Here is a 14715-nt window from a genome sequence, read left to right as displayed (position 1 = left end):
GACCATGTTGATTAAAGAGATCATGACGACCCGGGTCGCGACCGTTTCCATGGATGACAGGCTGAGCGTCATCAAGGAGATCTTCGAGCAGGCCCATTTCCGCCACCTTCTGGTGGTGGAAGAAGAGGAGCTGGTGGGGGTCATCTCGGACCGGGATCTGCTGCGTGCCATCAGCCCCTATCTGGACACGGATGCCGAGATGAACCGGGACACCGAGACCCTCAACCGGCGCGCCCACCAGATCATGAGCCGTGAACCCATCACCGTCTCCCCCGAACGCTCCCTGAAAGAGGCCGCCGGCCTCATGCTGGAGCACCAGATCTCCTGTCTGCCTGTGCTGGAGAACGGCGCCCTGGTGGGCATAGTGAGCTGGAAGGACCTGCTGAGGGTCATGAGCGGCTGGCAGCCGGTCTGACGGGGCGGGGAAGGTGTGCGGGGAGCCCGTGTCGCCCGGCAGGGCTTCCCTGCTTCTCGCCTTGTTGAAGGATTAAACTGATTTTATCCCATTTTATAGATCACTTGTATTGCTATATTGATTTTATTGGTCATAAGTTCCGCAAAAATTATTTCGCGTGACACTATGTGTCGCGGCGTCAGCTCGAATTGACGCTTTTATAATTAATCGTTCGCCGCTTCAGTTCCCATCAAGGTTTCCGGATCTACCTTAGGCCATCGGCACATCAACCGATCATCACGACCGAACTCTGGTCTGACAGAGAGTGCTTACACCTGAGGAAAGAACAATGAAAAAGACAGCATTGACGATGGCCATCTCCAGCCTGCTGCTGGCCGGTGGTGCACAGGCCGCCAACGTTTACGATCAGAATGGTACCAAACTGGACATCGGCGGCCGCGTCAACGGCATGTACTACGGCACCGATGACAACGCCACCGAAGGCGATGCCAGCTACCTGCGTCTGCACATCGCAGGTGAAACCAAGGTTGACGAGGATCTGACCGCGTTCGGCTTCGCCGAGTACAACCTGCCGGTTTCCGGTTCTGACAACGACGAGCTGCGTTACGCCTATGCGGGCATCAAGCACGATCGCTTCGGTGCCTTCAGCTACGGTCGCCAGGACGGTCTGTTCACCAAGGCGGTGAACAACTACACCGACGTGCTGCCGGAGTGGGGTGGTGATGGTCTGGGCAAGGACACCGAGGTGTTCGGCACCGGTCGTACCAACGGCCTGGCCCAGTACATGTACAACTGGCAGGGGCTGACCCTGGGTGCCCAGTTCACCGGCAACAACGACCCGCAGAACGCGAGCCGCAGCGAGCGCGTCGGCCCGAACAGCACCTGGAGCCCGAAAGGTTCTTCCGAGGGGTATGCCCTCTCTGCCAACTATGACTTCAACATGGGCCTGAGCCTGGGTGCCGCCTACAACCAGGCTGGCAAGACCGACGAACAGGCCGAGAACGTGAGCTTCGGCGGCGACAACGACGCCAAGCTGTTCGGGGTGGGCGCCAAGTATGCCGTCGGCAACCTCTACATGGCCGCCACCTACTCCCACGGTGAAGATCACCTCTTCGTGGACACCGGCTCCATGCGCGGTTACGCCGAGAAGATGGATGGCTACGAAGCGGTCGTGCAGTACAACATCACGCCGAAGTTCAAGCCCTCCCTGGCCTACCTGCGTACCGACGTGAAGGACAGCGCTCACGGCATCGATGACACCGCGACCGAATACGTCTCCGTGGGTGCCTGGTACAACTTCACCGACAACTTCAATGCCTACGTGGACTACAAGATCAACCTGCTGGACGAAGTGGGTTCCACCGGCAAGAACAGCCTGAACAAGTCCACCGACGACATCGTCGCCGTGGCCCTGCAGTACAACTTCTAAGTCGTCCCGGACGCACTGCACATCTCAGGACCGGCCCATGTGGCCGGTCTTTTTGTTGCTGGCGGACCGCGCTGGATGACAAGAGCGGCACGCCGGGGTTCAGCAATGCCCCTGTGTGGTCGATACCCTTGTTGTCGGGGCCGATGCGTGGCTGTGCTTGCCATGAGGCAGTGATGGGGCGATGATCACGCCCCGTGGTCAAGATCCTATCTTTCCTCGACGCTTTTCATTATTTCTATATAGGCTTGCGTTGTCCCGACAGGGAAAGCGGGGCTGGTTGGCATGTCGCAGCTCCGGTGCGGGGCAATTTCGGGAAATGGACGTAAGGGCGTTATATGGCGAGCATATTGGATTCAGTGGATCAACGTACCCAGCTTGTAGGGGAGAATCGCCTGGAACTGCTGATGTTCCGTTTGGGTGCCCAGCAACTGTTTGCGATCAACGTCTTCAAGGTGCGGGAAGTGGTCAAGCTGCCCCATCTGAACAAGATGCCGGGGTCCCACCACAACATCAGCGGCGTCGCCAACATTCGCGGCGTCTCCATCCCCGTCATCAACCTGCGCGGTGCCATCGGGATGCGTCCCATGGCCATCGATCAGGAGTCCAACCTCATCATCACCGAGTACAACCGCACCATTCAGGGGTTCCTGGTGGGGCAGGTGGCCCACATCGTCAACATGACCTGGAAGGACATACTGCCGCCGCCCCGTTCGGCGGGTCGTGCCAACTACCTCACCGCCATCACCCGCATCCCGGAAGGGGGCGTTGACCAGATCGTCGAGATCATCGACGTGGAGAAGGTGCTGGCGGAGATCATCACCTATGACGTGCGCATCTCGTCCGAGGTGCTGGACGAGGAGATCCTGCCCCAGATGCAGGGACGTCGGGTGCTCATCGTCGATGACTCCAGCACGGCCCGCAACCAGGTGCGCGAGACCCTCGCCCAGCTCGGGCTCGAGGTCATCGAGTGCCAGGACGGCTTGCAGGCCCTCAAGCTGCTCAAGGGGTGGTGCGATGGGGGCAAGAAGGTGACCGACGAGATCATGCTGATGATCACGGATGCCGAGATGCCGGAGATGGATGGCTATCGCCTGACTCACGAGGTGCGCAGCGATCCGCGCATGTCCGATCTCTTCATCACCCTGAATACTTCCCTGAGCGGTAACTTCAACGAGGCCATGGTCAAGAAGGTGGGGTGTGATCGCTTCATCTCCAAATTCCAGCCCGACTTGCTGGTGGACGTGGCCCAGCAGCGGATGCGGCAGATCCTGGGCCGTTGAACCCGGCACGCCGAACCATGAAAAAGCCCCCGCCATGCGGGGGCTTTTTGTTGGGCAAGGGGAAGGCCAGGGGCCCGGCCACCGGGCTACTGTGTCAGCAGAGGCTCGACAAAGCGGGCGACCTTGTCGCGGATCCGGGGCTGGGCGGCGGCCGTCGGGTGCAGTCCATCGTTCATCATGAGTTCAGGGCGCAGCACAATATCATCCAGAAAGAAGGGCATCAGCGGCAGGTCGTTGGCCTTCGCAAGATCCGGGAAGATCTGCTCGAACTGTTGCAGATAGCGCGCCCCATAGTTGCGGGGCAGCAGGATCTGGGTCAGCACCGTCTTCGCCTGGTGCGCCCGGGTGAGCTCGATCATCTTGGTCAGGTTGGCCCGGGTGATGGCGGGAGCAAAGCCCCGCAGCCCGTCGTTGGCGCCGAGTTCGATCAACACCCAGTCCGGTTTGTGGGTTTCGAGCAGGGCGGGCAGGCGGGCCAGGCCGCCCTGGGTCGTTTCACCGCTGATGCTGGCATTGATGAGGGTGTGTTCTCCCCCCTGCTGCTGCCACTTTTCATTGAGCAGGGCAGGCCAGCTCTGTTCGGCCTGCATCTGGTAGCCGGCACTCAGGCTGTCGCCCAGTACCAGCAGGGTCTGGGCCTGGACGGACGCTGCCCAGCAGCACAGGCAACTCACGGCAAACAAGAGACGCATCATGCAGTCAACTCCCACGTTCTATTGTCATTACAGGTTCAGGCAAACAGGATACCCAAGATGAGTTCAACGCCCATTATCGCCGTCAGGGGGCTCGGTAAAACCGTTTGCCTCGGTCAGGAAAGCCTCACCATCCTTGAAGGGATCGATCTGCAAGTCAATACCGGCGAGACGCTGGCGCTGGTCGGTGCGTCCGGTTCCGGCAAGTCCACTCTGCTCGGTTTGCTGGCCGGTCTCGATCTGCCGAGCCGCGGCGAGATAGAGATCCTCGGCCACTCCCTCACCCGGCTGGACGAGGAGGGACGCGCCAGGCTGCGGGCCGAGCAGGTGGGGTTCGTGTTCCAGTCGTTCCTGCTGCTGCCCACCCTGAGCGCCCTGGAAAACGTCATGTTGCCGGCCGAGCTGCGGGGGGAGACCGACAGCGAGCCCCGTGCCAGGGAGCTGCTGGCCCAGGTCGGTCTGGGAGAGCGGTTGCACCACCTGCCGCCGCGCCTCTCTGGCGGCGAGCAGCAGCGGGTCGCCATTGCCCGTGCCTTCATGACCCGCCCCAGCCTGCTGCTGGCGGACGAGCCCACCGGTAACCTCGACAGCAAGACCGGGGAGACGGTGATCGAACTGCTGTTTCGTCTCAACCGCGAGCACAACACCACCCTGGTGGTGGTGACCCATGACCATGAGCTGGCCCAGCGCTGCCAGCGGCAGCTGGTGATGTCAGCCGGGCGGCTGGAGGCACAGGCTGTCATGGCGGCCAGGGTGGGAGAGCTGTCATGAGTCAGTGGAGACAGAGCTGCACCAGGGGATCGTTGGCAGCAGCATGGACGGTGAGGGAGGCGTCATGAGTCAGTGGCGACTGGGATTGAAGCTGCTGCGCCGGGAAGGGTTCAGCGGCGAGCTGCGCTGGTTTGTGCTGGCGCTGGCGCTGAGCGTCGCCTGCGTGCTCAGCGTGGCTCTGGTGGCGGATCGGCTGGACGCGGGGCTCAAGGCCTCCGGGCGGGATTTCATCGGAGGGGACAGGGTGCTGCGCTCCGCGACGCCGGCACCGGCAGAGTGGCTGGCGCAGGCGCATCAGGAAGGGTTGGCCGTGCAGACCACGGTCAGCTTCAACAGCATGCTGTTTCACGGCGATACTCTGCAACTGGCCTCCATCCGCGCCGTGCCCGGGGATTTTCCCTTCTACGGCAAGCTGGAGCTCACTCCCCAGCGCGCCCCGGCGCCCGGCGAGATCTGGCTCTCCGCCAGGGTGATGCAGCTGCTCGGCGCCAAGGTGGGGGAGGCACTCGAGGTCGGCAACACCCGGCTGACGGTGGCAGGGGAGCTGGGCCAGGAGCCGGATCAGGGGTTCAGCCCCTTCCAGATGGCGCCAAGGGCCTTGATCCACAGCGCCGATATCGAAGCGACCGGGGCCCTGCTGCCGGGCAGTCGCCAGCAGTGGCGCTATCTCGTCAAGGGACCCCGCGACGCCATCGCCCGCTATGAGGCCTGGCTCAACCCCAGGCTGAGCGCCGGGCAAAAGCTCGTCAAACCCGATGATCAGGGTACCCAGGTGGGGAAATCCTTGGGCAATGCCGAGCGCTTCTTCCGTCTGGCATCCCTTGCCGGCGTGCTGCTCGGCGCCCTGGCCATGGGGATAGCGGTGCGTCATTTCGCCGAGCGCCAGACCAACATGGTGGCCCTGCTCAAGACCTTGGGGGCCTCGCGGCGCACCCTGTGGCAACTGATGGGCACCCTGCTGTTCTCCCTGACCCTGGTGGGGGCCCTGATGGGGCTGGTGGCGGGCAGCGCCATGCAGTGGCTGACCCTGAACCTGCTGGGGGATCTGCTGCCTGCGGATCTGCCGCCCCCCTCCTGGCGACCCTTCGCCCTGGGCCTCGCGGTCGCCTTCTTCATCACCCTGATGCTGGCGTTCGTCCCCTTCCTGAGGCTGCTCAAGGTACCGCCGCTGCGGGTGCTGCGCCGGGAGCTGGAGGCGGGGATCCCCCCCTGGCTGACGGTGCCCGTGGGGCTCATCGGGCTGTTTGCCCTGGTGTGGGGCTTTACCGCCGACATCAGGCTGGCCTGCGGGCTCATCGGTGGCATGGGGGTGTTGATGGCGCTGCTGGCCCTGCTCGCCTCCGTGCTGCTGCGTCTTGGCAGTCGGCTCAAGGGGCCCCATGCCCTGCGCCTGGCCATCAATCACCTCTCCCGGGAGCGGGGCAGTGGTCTGTTCCAGCTGGCGGGCTTCGCCCTGGCCCTGATGCTGTTCGGGCTGCTGTGGGCGGCGCGGGTCGATCTGCTGGAGGATTTTTCCACCCGGTTGCCTGCCGATGCCCCGAACCGCTTTCTGGTCAATGTGGCGGACAGCGAGCGGGAAGGGATCCTGGCCGATCTGCACCAGGCCGGGGCCATCACCTCGGACTTCTACCCCATGGTGCGCGGGCGCCTGACCCGTATCGCCGGTGAGGCGGTGGGGGAGGATGCGGCGCGGGAGGGGGTGGACAGAGAGCTCAACTTCACCACCACATCGGCCCTGCCCGCCGACAACAAGGTCACTGCCGGTCAATGGCTGGCCGGCAAGGGGGAGGTCTCCGTCGACGAGGCACTGGCGGGACGGCTCGGCATCGCGCTCGGAGACGTGCTCGGCTTCACCATAGAGGGGCAGGCGTTCGAGGCCAGGGTGACCAGCCTGAGGTCCATCAAGTGGGACAACATGAGGCCGAACTTCTACATGATCTTCTCGCCGGATGTGTTGGCCCCCTTCTCCCAGACCTGGCTCGGCAGCTATCGTCTGCCGCCTGAGGGGCGAGGGGCAGAGGTGGAACTCATCCGCCGCCACCCCACGGTGAGCCTCATCGATGTGGAGGATCTGATAGGCCGCCTCACCCTGGTCTCCGATCAGGTGAGCCGCGCCCTAGGGTTGATGCTCGGGCTGGTGACGGTGGCCGCCCTGCTGGTGCTGCTGACCCAGACCCAGGCCGGCATGGCCCATCGGCGCCGGGAGCTGCTGCTGATGCGCACCTTGGGGGCGGGCAGCGCCCTGCTCGAGAAGATGCTGCGCTGGGAGCTGGTGGCGAGCGGTGCCCTGGCAGGGCTTTGCGCCGCCATGGTGGTGGAGCTCTGCTCCTTCGGCCTGCAGTGGTGGTGGGAGGGGGCGCAGTGGCAGTTCCACTGGGCCATCTGGGCTGCACTCCCCCTGCTTGGGGCCGTGCTGGTGACCCTGGCCGGACAGGGCATGCGCCGCCAACTGCTGGCGGGTACCCTGAGCGACCGGCTCAGGGGACTGGGGCAGGGGCTGCTCTGATGGCTCGACACATCCCGACCTTGGTCGGGATGTGTCATTGGGTCAACGGGGTGAGTGCAGCAGATTGTCCAGAGCGCCGGGCAGGGCCGGGAAGCTGAAGTGAAAACCGGCCTGCTGCAAGCGGGCGGGCAGCACGTGCTGTCCGGTGAGCAGCAGATCCGCCGCCTCTCCCATCAGGAGTCGCAGGAGGGGGGCCGGTACGAAGAAGAGGTGCGGGCGATGGAGCGTGGCGGCCAGGATCTCGCTGAACCGGCGATTGCTGACCGGTTGCGGGGCCGTGCCGTTGAAGATGCCGTCACACTCGCCGTGCTCGACGAGAAACAGCATGGCCCGCACCAGATCCTGCACGTGGATCCAGCTCATCATCTGGGTGCCGCTGCCCATGGGGCCGCCGAGGCCCAGGCGGTAAGGGGGCAGCATCCTGGGCAAGGCGCCCCCCTCCATGCCGAGTACCAGGCCTATGCGCAGGATGCAGACCCGGGTCTGGGCCGAGCGGGCCTGCTGGGCAAGCTGCTCCCACTGCTGACAGAGACGGTGGGTGAATTCGTCGTGAGGGTTCTGGCATGTTTCATCCAGAGGGGCGTCATCCTGGCGGCCATACCAGCCGATGGCGGAGGCATTGAGCAGCAATCTGGGGGGCGTGCTGGAGAGTTTGACGAGATCCACCAGCTGTTCGGTCAGCAGCCAGCGGCTGTTGCAGAGCAACTGCTTGCGGGACTCGCTCCAGCGTCCGGCGGCGATGGGTTCGCCGGCCAGGTTGATGACGATGTCCACGTCATTGAGGTGATCCAGCCTGTCCAGACTGTCCAGCAGGGTGACATCGTGGCCGAGCAGCTCGTAGGCCCGGCTGCCCTGGCGGGTCAGCACGACTACTTCGTGCGCCACCTTGAGGTGTGCCACCAGACGGCGGCCGATAAACCCCGTGCCCCCCGTGATCAGTATCTTCATGTCCTGCCTCCCTGACGCTCTAGGGTCTACTCTAGAGCCTGGGTGCCCGATGGACAAGCTCCTGTTTTTATGAGCATTATGATTTTTGTCTCCCAAGACGCCGCCCCCTTTATCCACGGGGTTGCCGGGCGTTGCGACCACGGGGGGCGCCGTGGCGCGGCGGTATCAGGGGCTCATTCCGGCTTGCCAAACGGGCGCCAGCGGGTAAACTCGAGCGCTTTTTCGCCATGTTCATGAGGGCCGTTATGCCATTTCGACGTTTGAAGGTGCGTCAATTCTATGTTCGGCTGCTCTGTGCCTTGCTGGCCGGTCTGTTGCCCATGCTCCTTGGGCTCGTCATCGTCATCTGGCAGACCGCCACCGGCGTGAAACAGGATGCGGTGGCGCGCCTGGAACATGCCAGGGTCATGTTCGACCGCACTCTGGACAATGCCCAGTTGGCGGCGTCGGCCCTCACCGGCAGCCTGGGCAGGCCCTGTCTCGAGGTGGTGCAGGGGCTCAGGGATCAGGTGGCTACGGTGCCGGATGTGCGCAGCGTCAACCTGGCCAGGGGGGATCGGATCTACTGCTCTTCCCTCTATGGCCCGGTCGATGGCGGCATCAAGCTGGATGACTATGTCGGGGGCAGGCTCGACCTGATGAAGGGCAACCCGGTCACCCCGAATCGCCCCCTCATCGCCTACCGGGAAGAGGTGGGCGAGTTCAGCGTGCTGGTGGGGGTCGACGGCTACTACCTGCTCAACATCCTGGACATGCTGAGCCGCAACTCCCCACTGGGGCTGGTGGTCGGCAACGAGATGCTGCTGCGAAACAGCGAACTCACCGACAAGCTGATCCCCAAGGATCGCAATGGCTATCTCGAACAGGTCTCGACCAGGTACCCGTTCAAGGTCGTGACCACGGTGTCGGTGGATGAGTACCGTGCCCACATCTGGGACTACTCCAAGGTGGGCGTCATTATCTATCCTCTGCTGAGCCTGCTGCTCGGGGTGGCGGTCTTCTGGCTGATGGGCCGTTCGACTTCGCCGGCCCAGGAGCTGAAACGGGCACTGTCCCAGCAGGAGTTCATCCCCTATCTGCAACCCGTGGTGAACGGGGAGGACGGCCAATGGAGCGGTTGTGAGGTGCTGATGCGCTGGCAACACCCCCGTCAGGGGATGATCTCGCCGGATCGCTTCATTCCCCTGGCAGAGGACAGTGGCCTCATCGTGCCCATGACCCGGCTGCTGATGGCGCAGGTGCGCGAACAGTTTGCGGGCAAGGCGCACCATCTGCCGCGAGGGTTCCACTTCGGCTTCAACATCAGCGCCAGCCACTGCAAGGATCTGAGCCTGGTGGAAGATTGCCGGGATTTCATCAACGCCTTCAAGGGGAATCCCATCAAGCTGGTGCTGGAGCTGACCGAGCGCGAGCTCATCGTGGCGGACGAGACGACGGACCGGCTCTTTGCCGAGCTGCATGCCCTCGGGGTCTTCATCGCCATCGACGATTTCGGCACCGGCCACTCCAGCCTGACCTACCTGCAGACCTTCCAGGTCGACTTCCTCAAGATCGATCAGAGCTTCGTCGGCATGATTGGGTCGGACGCGCTCTCCAGCCACATCGTGGAGAACGTCATCGACCTGGCGACCCGGCTCGGTCTGCAACTGGTGGCGGAAGGGGTGGAGAATCAGGTGCAGGCCGACTATCTGAAGGCCCGCGAGGTGACCTTCCTGCAAGGCTACCTGTTTGGCAGGCCCATGCCCATGAAGGAGTTTGTCAGCCAGCTGGCCGGCCAGGGGCGCTGAGGGGAAAGCGCGAGGCGAAAAAAACCAGCGACCGGGTCGCTGGTTTTTTTATGGCCGGATGGCTCAGAGCATGCGGGCCAGGGCGCGGCACAGACGCTGAACACCCTCTTCCGTGGTCGCCTCATCCACACAGGAGAAGCTCAGGCGCAGGGTGTTCTGGATTTCGGGGCGCACATAGAAGGGAGCGCCGGGCACGAAGGCAACCTTCTCCTTGATGGCCTCGTCGAACAGGGCCATGGCACTGACGCTGGGCGGCAGGGTCAGCCAGAGGAACATGCCCCCTTCGGGACGGGTGTAGCTGACGCCGGGCGGACAGTGGCGGGCGAGGGCGGCTTCCATGGCGGCACGCTGGCGACCATAGACCTCCTTGATCTTCTCCAGGTGAGCGTCGAGGGAGTTGTCGGTCAGGAAGCGGTGCAGCACCTGCTGGCTGAAGGCGTTGCTGTGCAGGTCGGTGGCCTGCTTGGCGATGGTGACCTTCTTGCGCAGCCAGTCCGGCACCACCATCCAGCCCAGGCGGAAGGCGGGTACCACCGTCTTGGAGAAGGACCCGAGCAGCACGGTGTTGTGGGGGGCCAGCTTGGCGATGGGGGGCAGGTGCTCCCCTTCGAAGCGCAGCTCGCCATAGGGGTCGTCTTCCACCATCAGCAGATCGTGGCGCACCAGGCGCTCGGCCAGGGCTTCCCGGTTGGCGCGGCTGTAGGAAACACCGCTCGGGTTCTGGAAGTTGGGCACGCCGTAGAGCAGCCTGGCGCTGGAGCCCTGCTCCAGCAGCGCATCCAGCGCGGCCAGATCCAGCCCCTCTTCACCCAGGGTGATGGGCTTGAAGTTCGGTTGATAGACGGAGAACGCCTGGATGGCGCCAAGGTAGCCCGGCTCTTCGATGATGAGATCCTGCCCCTCGTTCACCAGCACCTTGCCCAGCAGATCCAGCGCCTGCTGGGAGCCGCTGGTGATGAGGATGTTGTCCGGATTGACCTCCATGCCGTGGCGGCTCAGGTAGCGGTCGGCGATGAACTGGCGCAGCGGGGCAAAGCCCTCGGTGGTGGCGTATTGCAGCGCGGCGGCTCCCTGCTCGCGCAGCACGTCCTGGCAGGCTTGCTCGATGGCCTTGACCGGGAACAGATGAGGGTTGGGCAGGCCGCCGGCGAAGGAGATGATCTCCGGATTGGCGGCAACTTTGAGGATTTCGCGGATAAAGGAAGGCTCGACCTTCTCGAAGCGCTGGGCAAAAAACGGCTGCATAGGGTTCTCTCTGACTAGGTGGCGGTCGCTCCATTCAACCGCCAGGTTATCCGTTTGTATCAGATTTCAGAAATGAGGCAATGGCTGTCACAAAAATCCATAAAAAAGGGCAGGTTTGGCACCTGCCCGAATTTTATCGTCCCGACCCCGGTCAGGGGCGCAAAAACCCCTGTCAGGGGGGCATCGGGCGGGATGGGGGTCAGAGCCCCGGCGCCTTGAGGAAGCGGATCATCAGGTCGGTATTGGCCCCGAGTTGCTGCTCGATCCGGCCCGGGAAGAGCTCGGCCATCTTGTCGAGGCGATCATGCTCCGTGTGCCAGATCTTGCCCCACTGGGTCTCGCTGTCCCGGTCGCAGGCGCTCTTGGTGGCGTCGTCGTAGCAGTCCCACAGCGCCGGATTGGTGCTCTGGGAGTAGCCGTCATAGCCATCTTCCCCGTTGATGGTGAAGTTGGTGGCCTCCACGTAGGCGATGGGCACCCCCAGGCAGGCAAAGGGGGCATGATCGGACCAACTGCCGGTCTCCCCTTCCGGGTAGCCGCTGTAGCTGGGGTGAATGGCGAACGGGGTGGCGGTCTGCTGGGAGATGGCCAGCAGGCGATCGCGCACCTTGGGATCGAAGCTGTAGCGGCTCGGGTCGGCGCAGTTGTACTCGGCCACGTCGGAGTGGGCCGAGTGGACATAGACGATGTCACCCCCGGCGATGGTGTCGTAGTTCACCATGGCCAGCAGCTTGGCGACGGCGTCGGTGTCGAGACTGGCGGCATAGGCTTTGGAGCCGTTGAGGCCGTTCTCCTCGGCGCCGAAGAAGGCGAAGCGCACCGTGTAGGGCAGGGTCTCTCCCTTGAGTGCCTCGGCAACCGCCAGCAGGGCGGCGACGCCGGCCCCGTTGTCGGTGGCACCTTCGGATCCTTTCTTCTCGCCGGTGCTGTCATAGTGGGCACCGATGAGGATCACCTTGTCGCTCTGACCCTTGAGCTCGGCGACGATGTTCTGGGAGGTGCGTTCGGTGCCGCCCCGGGTGTAGGTGAATGGCTGGTTCTGCACCTCGTAACCCCAACCGGCCAGGTGATCCTGGATCCAGGCGGCGGCGCGGGTTTCGGCCTCGGTGCCTGTGGGACGAGCGCCTATCCCTTCTGCACCAGAGCTCAGTTGCACCAGAAATTCATGGGCCTGAGCTGCGGGGGCAGGGGGTTGGGAGTCGTTGTCTGAGGGGTTGCAACCGGCCAGCAGGGCAGGCAGGGCGAGGGCCAACAGGGTTTTCTTCATACTGCAATCCTTTGTTGTATATGGTTTTATTTTTCCGCGTCAGGATGAACCCGACGTCCGGCAGATTCTGTGAAGGGAGTGGCATTTGTCAACCTTGCCGGTGGATGTGGGCAGTCCCGGGGGATTTGTTGTGGGAAACACTTGCGCCTTGTGCCTATCTTGGGATAATTCGCTCCCCTGTTTTTGCGAACTGATGCAATAACGAGCGATCCATTTATGTCGGCTCTGTTCCAGAGCGATGCAATAACGAGCAATTTACTATGTCTGTGACCCAAGATGTGTTTAACGAAGACGGCAAGTTCATGCGCAAGATCCGCAGCTTCGTCCGTCGCGAAGGCCGCCTGACCAAAGGGCAGGAGAAGGCCCTGGAAGAGCTCTGGCCGGTCATGGGCATCGATTTCGCACCAGAGCCGCTCGACATGGTGGCCCTGTTTGGCCGCGAGGCACCCGTGGTGCTGGAGATCGGGTTCGGCATGGGCGCCTCCCTGGTGGAGATGGCCAAGAATGCCCCCGAGAAGAACTTTATCGGCATCGAGGTGCACTCTCCGGGTGTGGGCGCCTGCCTTGGCACCGCCCAGGAGGCGGGTGTCACCAACCTGCGCGTCATCTGCCACGATGCGGTGGAAGTGCTGGAGCACATGATTCCGAACGGTTCTCTCTCCTGCCTGCAGCTCTTCTTCCCTGACCCCTGGCACAAGAGCCGCCACCACAAGCGTCGCATCGTGCAGCCTGCCTTTGCCCAGGATATCCGCCAGAAGCTTGCCATCGGTGGCGTCTTCCACATGGCCACCGACTGGGAAAACTACGCCGAGCACATGCTCGAGGTGATGAGTGCCGCCGAGGGGTACGAGAACACCTCCGCCACCGGCAACTGGGTGCCCCGTCCCGACTGGCGCCCCCTGACCAAATTCGAGCAGCGTGGCCATCGTCTGGGCCACGGTGTCTGGGATCTGATTTTCAAACGAGTCAACTGAGTCAACGTATCAACTAAGGAGCTATCATGGCCAACCGTAGCCGCCGTCTGCGTAAGAAACTGCGCGTCGATGAATTCCAGGAAATGGGGTTCGACATCAGTTTCAACTTCCCGGTCGGCACCGCCGAAGAGACCATTGATGCCGTGGTCGATGCGCTGATCGACGAGGTGATTGAGCCTCGCAAGCTGGCCTTCGCCGGCTCGGGTCACCTGGCCTGGGAAGGGATGATCTGCACCCAGCAGCTCGGCAAGTGCTCCGACGAAGACCGTTCCGCCGTTCAGACCTGGCTGCAAGGCAAAGGGCTGGAGGCCGTGGTGGTCACCGAGCTGTTCGATCTCTGGTACGGCGAGCCGGCCTGATATCTGACTGCCTCCCGGGCAGATAGAAAATCCCGCCGCCGGCGGGATTTTTGTCGGTGGGCTGGCCCCGCCTCGTTTCACGTCATGGAAAAGCCAATGGTGTTGTCATCCGAATTACTGGCCGGCATCCTGGAAGAGGTGCGTCCGCTGCTCGGGCAGGGGAAGGTGGCCGATTACATTCCCGCCCTGGCCCAGGTGCCTGCCGATCGGCTGGGGATCGCGGTCTGTACCGTTGAAGGGGAATTGTTCACCGCAGGTGACGCTTTCGAGCCCTTCTCCATCCAGAGTATCTCCAAGGCCCTGAGCCTCACGCTGGCCTTGACCCTCTATCAGGAGGAGGAGATCTGGGCCAGGGTGGGCAAGGAGCCCTCCGGCCAGCCGTTCAACTCCCTCGTCCAGCTGGAGTTCGAGCAGGGCATTCCCCGCAACCCCTTCATCAACGCCGGTGCCCTGGTGGTGAGCGATCTGCTGGAAACCCGGCTCACCGCTCCCCGCCAACGCACTCTGGAGCTGGTGCGCCGCCTGTGCGGCAACCCGGCCATCATGGCGGATCAGGTGGTGGCGCGCTCCGAGTACCAGCACTCCGCCCGCAATGCCGCCATCGCCTATCTGATGAAGGCCTATGGCAACTTCGAGAACGAGGTGGACAAGGTATTGCAGAGCTACTTCAATGCCTGCGCCATCCGCATGAGCTGCGTCGATCTGGCACGAGCCTTCGTCTATCTTGCCAACCGGGGCGTGCCCCTTGGCGAGAGCACGCCCCTGCTGCCGGCCCGGACCACCAAGCAGGTCAATGCCCTGCTCGCCACCTGCGGCCTCTATGACGAGGCGGGCGACTTCGCCTACCGGGTCGGCATGCCGGGGAAATCCGGGGTGGGGGGCGGCATCATGGCGCTGATCCCGGGAGAGCTTTCCATCTGCGTCTGGTCACCCGAGCTCAACAAGGCGGGCAACTCCCTGGCCGGGACGGCGGCGCTGGAGCTGCTGGCCGAGCGCCTGGGCCGCTCCATTTTTTAACTCTCTTCACTATGCATCGAGACGA

The 14715-nt window shown here is 63.3% G+C and carries 13 protein-coding genes; 9 read left to right on the top strand and 4 right to left on the bottom strand.

Translation table 11 applies throughout. The features are described 5' to 3' along the window. Positions 1 to 4 precede the first annotated feature (4 nt). The 3 genes from AB5Y80_RS11740 (at position 5) to AB5Y80_RS11730 (ending at position 3124) form a co-directional block, all read left to right on the top strand. Entirely contained in the window at positions 5 to 415 is a 411-nt protein-coding gene (locus tag AB5Y80_RS11740) for a CBS domain-containing protein (protein ID WP_042865010.1), read from the top strand. 328 nt (positions 416 to 743) lie between these two features. Further along, on the top strand, positions 744 to 1844 hold the full coding sequence (locus AB5Y80_RS11735) for a porin (RefSeq protein WP_039040188.1): 1101 nt from the start codon (positions 744 to 746) through the stop codon (positions 1842 to 1844). Between the two features lie 335 nt (positions 1845 to 2179). After that, positions 2180 to 3124: a chemotaxis protein CheV gene (locus tag AB5Y80_RS11730; RefSeq protein WP_010675509.1), complete on the top strand. Its 945-nt coding sequence runs from the start codon at positions 2180 to 2182 to the stop codon at positions 3122 to 3124. Between the two features lie 86 nt (positions 3125 to 3210). Here the strand turns inward: AB5Y80_RS11730 and AB5Y80_RS11725 are convergent, their stop codons facing one another. Further along, on the bottom strand, positions 3211 to 3819 hold the full coding sequence (locus AB5Y80_RS11725) for an arylesterase (protein ID WP_039040186.1): 609 nt from the start codon (positions 3817 to 3819) through the stop codon (positions 3211 to 3213). Between the two features lie 57 nt (positions 3820 to 3876). Between AB5Y80_RS11725 and AB5Y80_RS11720 the strand changes: the two genes are divergently transcribed. Further along, entirely contained in the window at positions 3877 to 4587 is a 711-nt protein-coding gene (locus AB5Y80_RS11720) for an ABC transporter ATP-binding protein (protein WP_368172950.1), read from the top strand. Between the two features lie 64 nt (positions 4588 to 4651). Then, entirely contained in the window at positions 4652 to 7093 is a 2442-nt protein-coding gene (locus AB5Y80_RS11715) for an ABC transporter permease (protein ID WP_039040211.1), read from the top strand. 42 nt (positions 7094 to 7135) lie between these two features. Here AB5Y80_RS11715 and AB5Y80_RS11710 read toward each other — a convergent pair whose 3' ends face one another. Further along, positions 7136 to 8041 carry a TIGR01777 family oxidoreductase gene (locus AB5Y80_RS11710; protein ID WP_325784125.1) on the bottom strand — a complete coding sequence of 302 codons (906 nt, stop codon included), beginning with the start codon at positions 8039 to 8041 and terminating at the stop codon, positions 7136 to 7138. 245 nt (positions 8042 to 8286) lie between these two features. On the opposite strand from AB5Y80_RS11710, the gene AB5Y80_RS11705 reads away from it, so the two are divergent. Continuing rightward, a complete protein-coding gene (locus AB5Y80_RS11705) occupies positions 8287 to 9828 on the top strand; it encodes a cyclic diguanylate phosphodiesterase (protein WP_039040184.1) in 1542 nt (513 codons plus the stop codon). Positions 9829 to 9891: 63 nt separating this feature from the next. Here AB5Y80_RS11705 and AB5Y80_RS11700 read toward each other — a convergent pair whose 3' ends face one another. After that, positions 9892 to 11073, bottom strand: coding sequence for a PLP-dependent aminotransferase family protein (locus AB5Y80_RS11700; protein WP_039040183.1), 1182 nt, complete (start codon positions 11071 to 11073; stop codon positions 9892 to 9894). Between the two features lie 199 nt (positions 11074 to 11272). Continuing rightward, positions 11273 to 12340, bottom strand: a complete 1068-nt coding sequence (locus AB5Y80_RS11695) for a M28 family metallopeptidase (RefSeq protein ID WP_266135779.1) — start codon at positions 12338 to 12340, stop codon at positions 11273 to 11275. A 260-nt stretch (positions 12341 to 12600) separates the two neighbouring features. On the opposite strand from AB5Y80_RS11695, the gene trmB reads away from it, so the two are divergent. From trmB to glsB, 3 genes are all read left to right on the top strand, one after another. Beyond that, positions 12601 to 13314 carry a tRNA (guanosine(46)-N7)-methyltransferase TrmB gene (gene trmB, locus AB5Y80_RS11690; RefSeq protein ID WP_010675501.1) on the top strand — a complete coding sequence of 238 codons (714 nt, stop codon included), beginning with the start codon at positions 12601 to 12603 and terminating at the stop codon, positions 13312 to 13314. Positions 13315 to 13340: 26 nt separating this feature from the next. Then, a complete protein-coding gene (locus AB5Y80_RS11685) occupies positions 13341 to 13673 on the top strand; it encodes a YggL family protein (protein ID WP_042879866.1) in 333 nt (110 codons plus the stop codon). Between the two features lie 96 nt (positions 13674 to 13769). Then, complete coding sequence (gene glsB / locus AB5Y80_RS11680) at positions 13770 to 14690, top strand: glutaminase B (RefSeq protein WP_010675499.1); 921 nt, start codon at positions 13770 to 13772, stop codon at positions 14688 to 14690. Positions 14691 to 14715 lie beyond the last annotated feature (25 nt).

Origin of the sequence: Aeromonas sp. R2-1, from assembly GCF_040908425.1 — a bacterium.
Classification (GTDB): Bacteria; Pseudomonadota; Gammaproteobacteria; order Enterobacterales; family Aeromonadaceae; genus Aeromonas; species Aeromonas caviae.
This window is presented reverse-complemented; position numbering and strand designations above follow the sequence as displayed.

Excerpts from the sequence above, each read along its gene's own strand:
- AB5Y80_RS11740 (WP_042865010.1), top strand. The coding sequence starts at position 5 with ATGTTGATTAAAGAGATCATGACGACCCGGGTCGCGACCGTTTCCATG.
- AB5Y80_RS11735 (WP_039040188.1), top strand. The coding sequence starts at position 744 with ATGAAAAAGACAGCATTGACGATGGCCATCTCCAGCCTGCTGCTGGCC.
- AB5Y80_RS11730 (WP_010675509.1), top strand. The coding sequence starts at position 2,180 with ATGGCGAGCATATTGGATTCAGTGGATCAACGTACCCAGCTTGTAGGG.
- AB5Y80_RS11725 (WP_039040186.1), bottom strand. The coding sequence starts at position 3,819 with ATGATGCGTCTCTTGTTTGCCGTGAGTTGCCTGTGCTGCTGGGCAGCG.
- AB5Y80_RS11720 (WP_368172950.1), top strand. The coding sequence starts at position 3,877 with ATGAGTTCAACGCCCATTATCGCCGTCAGGGGGCTCGGTAAAACCGTT.
- AB5Y80_RS11715 (WP_039040211.1), top strand. The coding sequence starts at position 4,652 with ATGAGTCAGTGGCGACTGGGATTGAAGCTGCTGCGCCGGGAAGGGTTC.
- AB5Y80_RS11710 (WP_325784125.1), bottom strand. The coding sequence starts at position 8,041 with ATGAAGATACTGATCACGGGGGGCACGGGGTTTATCGGCCGCCGTCTG.
- AB5Y80_RS11705 (WP_039040184.1), top strand. The coding sequence starts at position 8,287 with ATGCCATTTCGACGTTTGAAGGTGCGTCAATTCTATGTTCGGCTGCTC.
- AB5Y80_RS11700 (WP_039040183.1), bottom strand. The coding sequence starts at position 11,073 with ATGCAGCCGTTTTTTGCCCAGCGCTTCGAGAAGGTCGAGCCTTCCTTT.
- AB5Y80_RS11695 (WP_266135779.1), bottom strand. The coding sequence starts at position 12,340 with ATGAAGAAAACCCTGTTGGCCCTCGCCCTGCCTGCCCTGCTGGCCGGT.
- trmB (WP_010675501.1), top strand. The coding sequence starts at position 12,601 with ATGTCTGTGACCCAAGATGTGTTTAACGAAGACGGCAAGTTCATGCGC.
- AB5Y80_RS11685 (WP_042879866.1), top strand. The coding sequence starts at position 13,341 with ATGGCCAACCGTAGCCGCCGTCTGCGTAAGAAACTGCGCGTCGATGAA.
- glsB (WP_010675499.1), top strand. The coding sequence starts at position 13,770 with ATGGTGTTGTCATCCGAATTACTGGCCGGCATCCTGGAAGAGGTGCGT.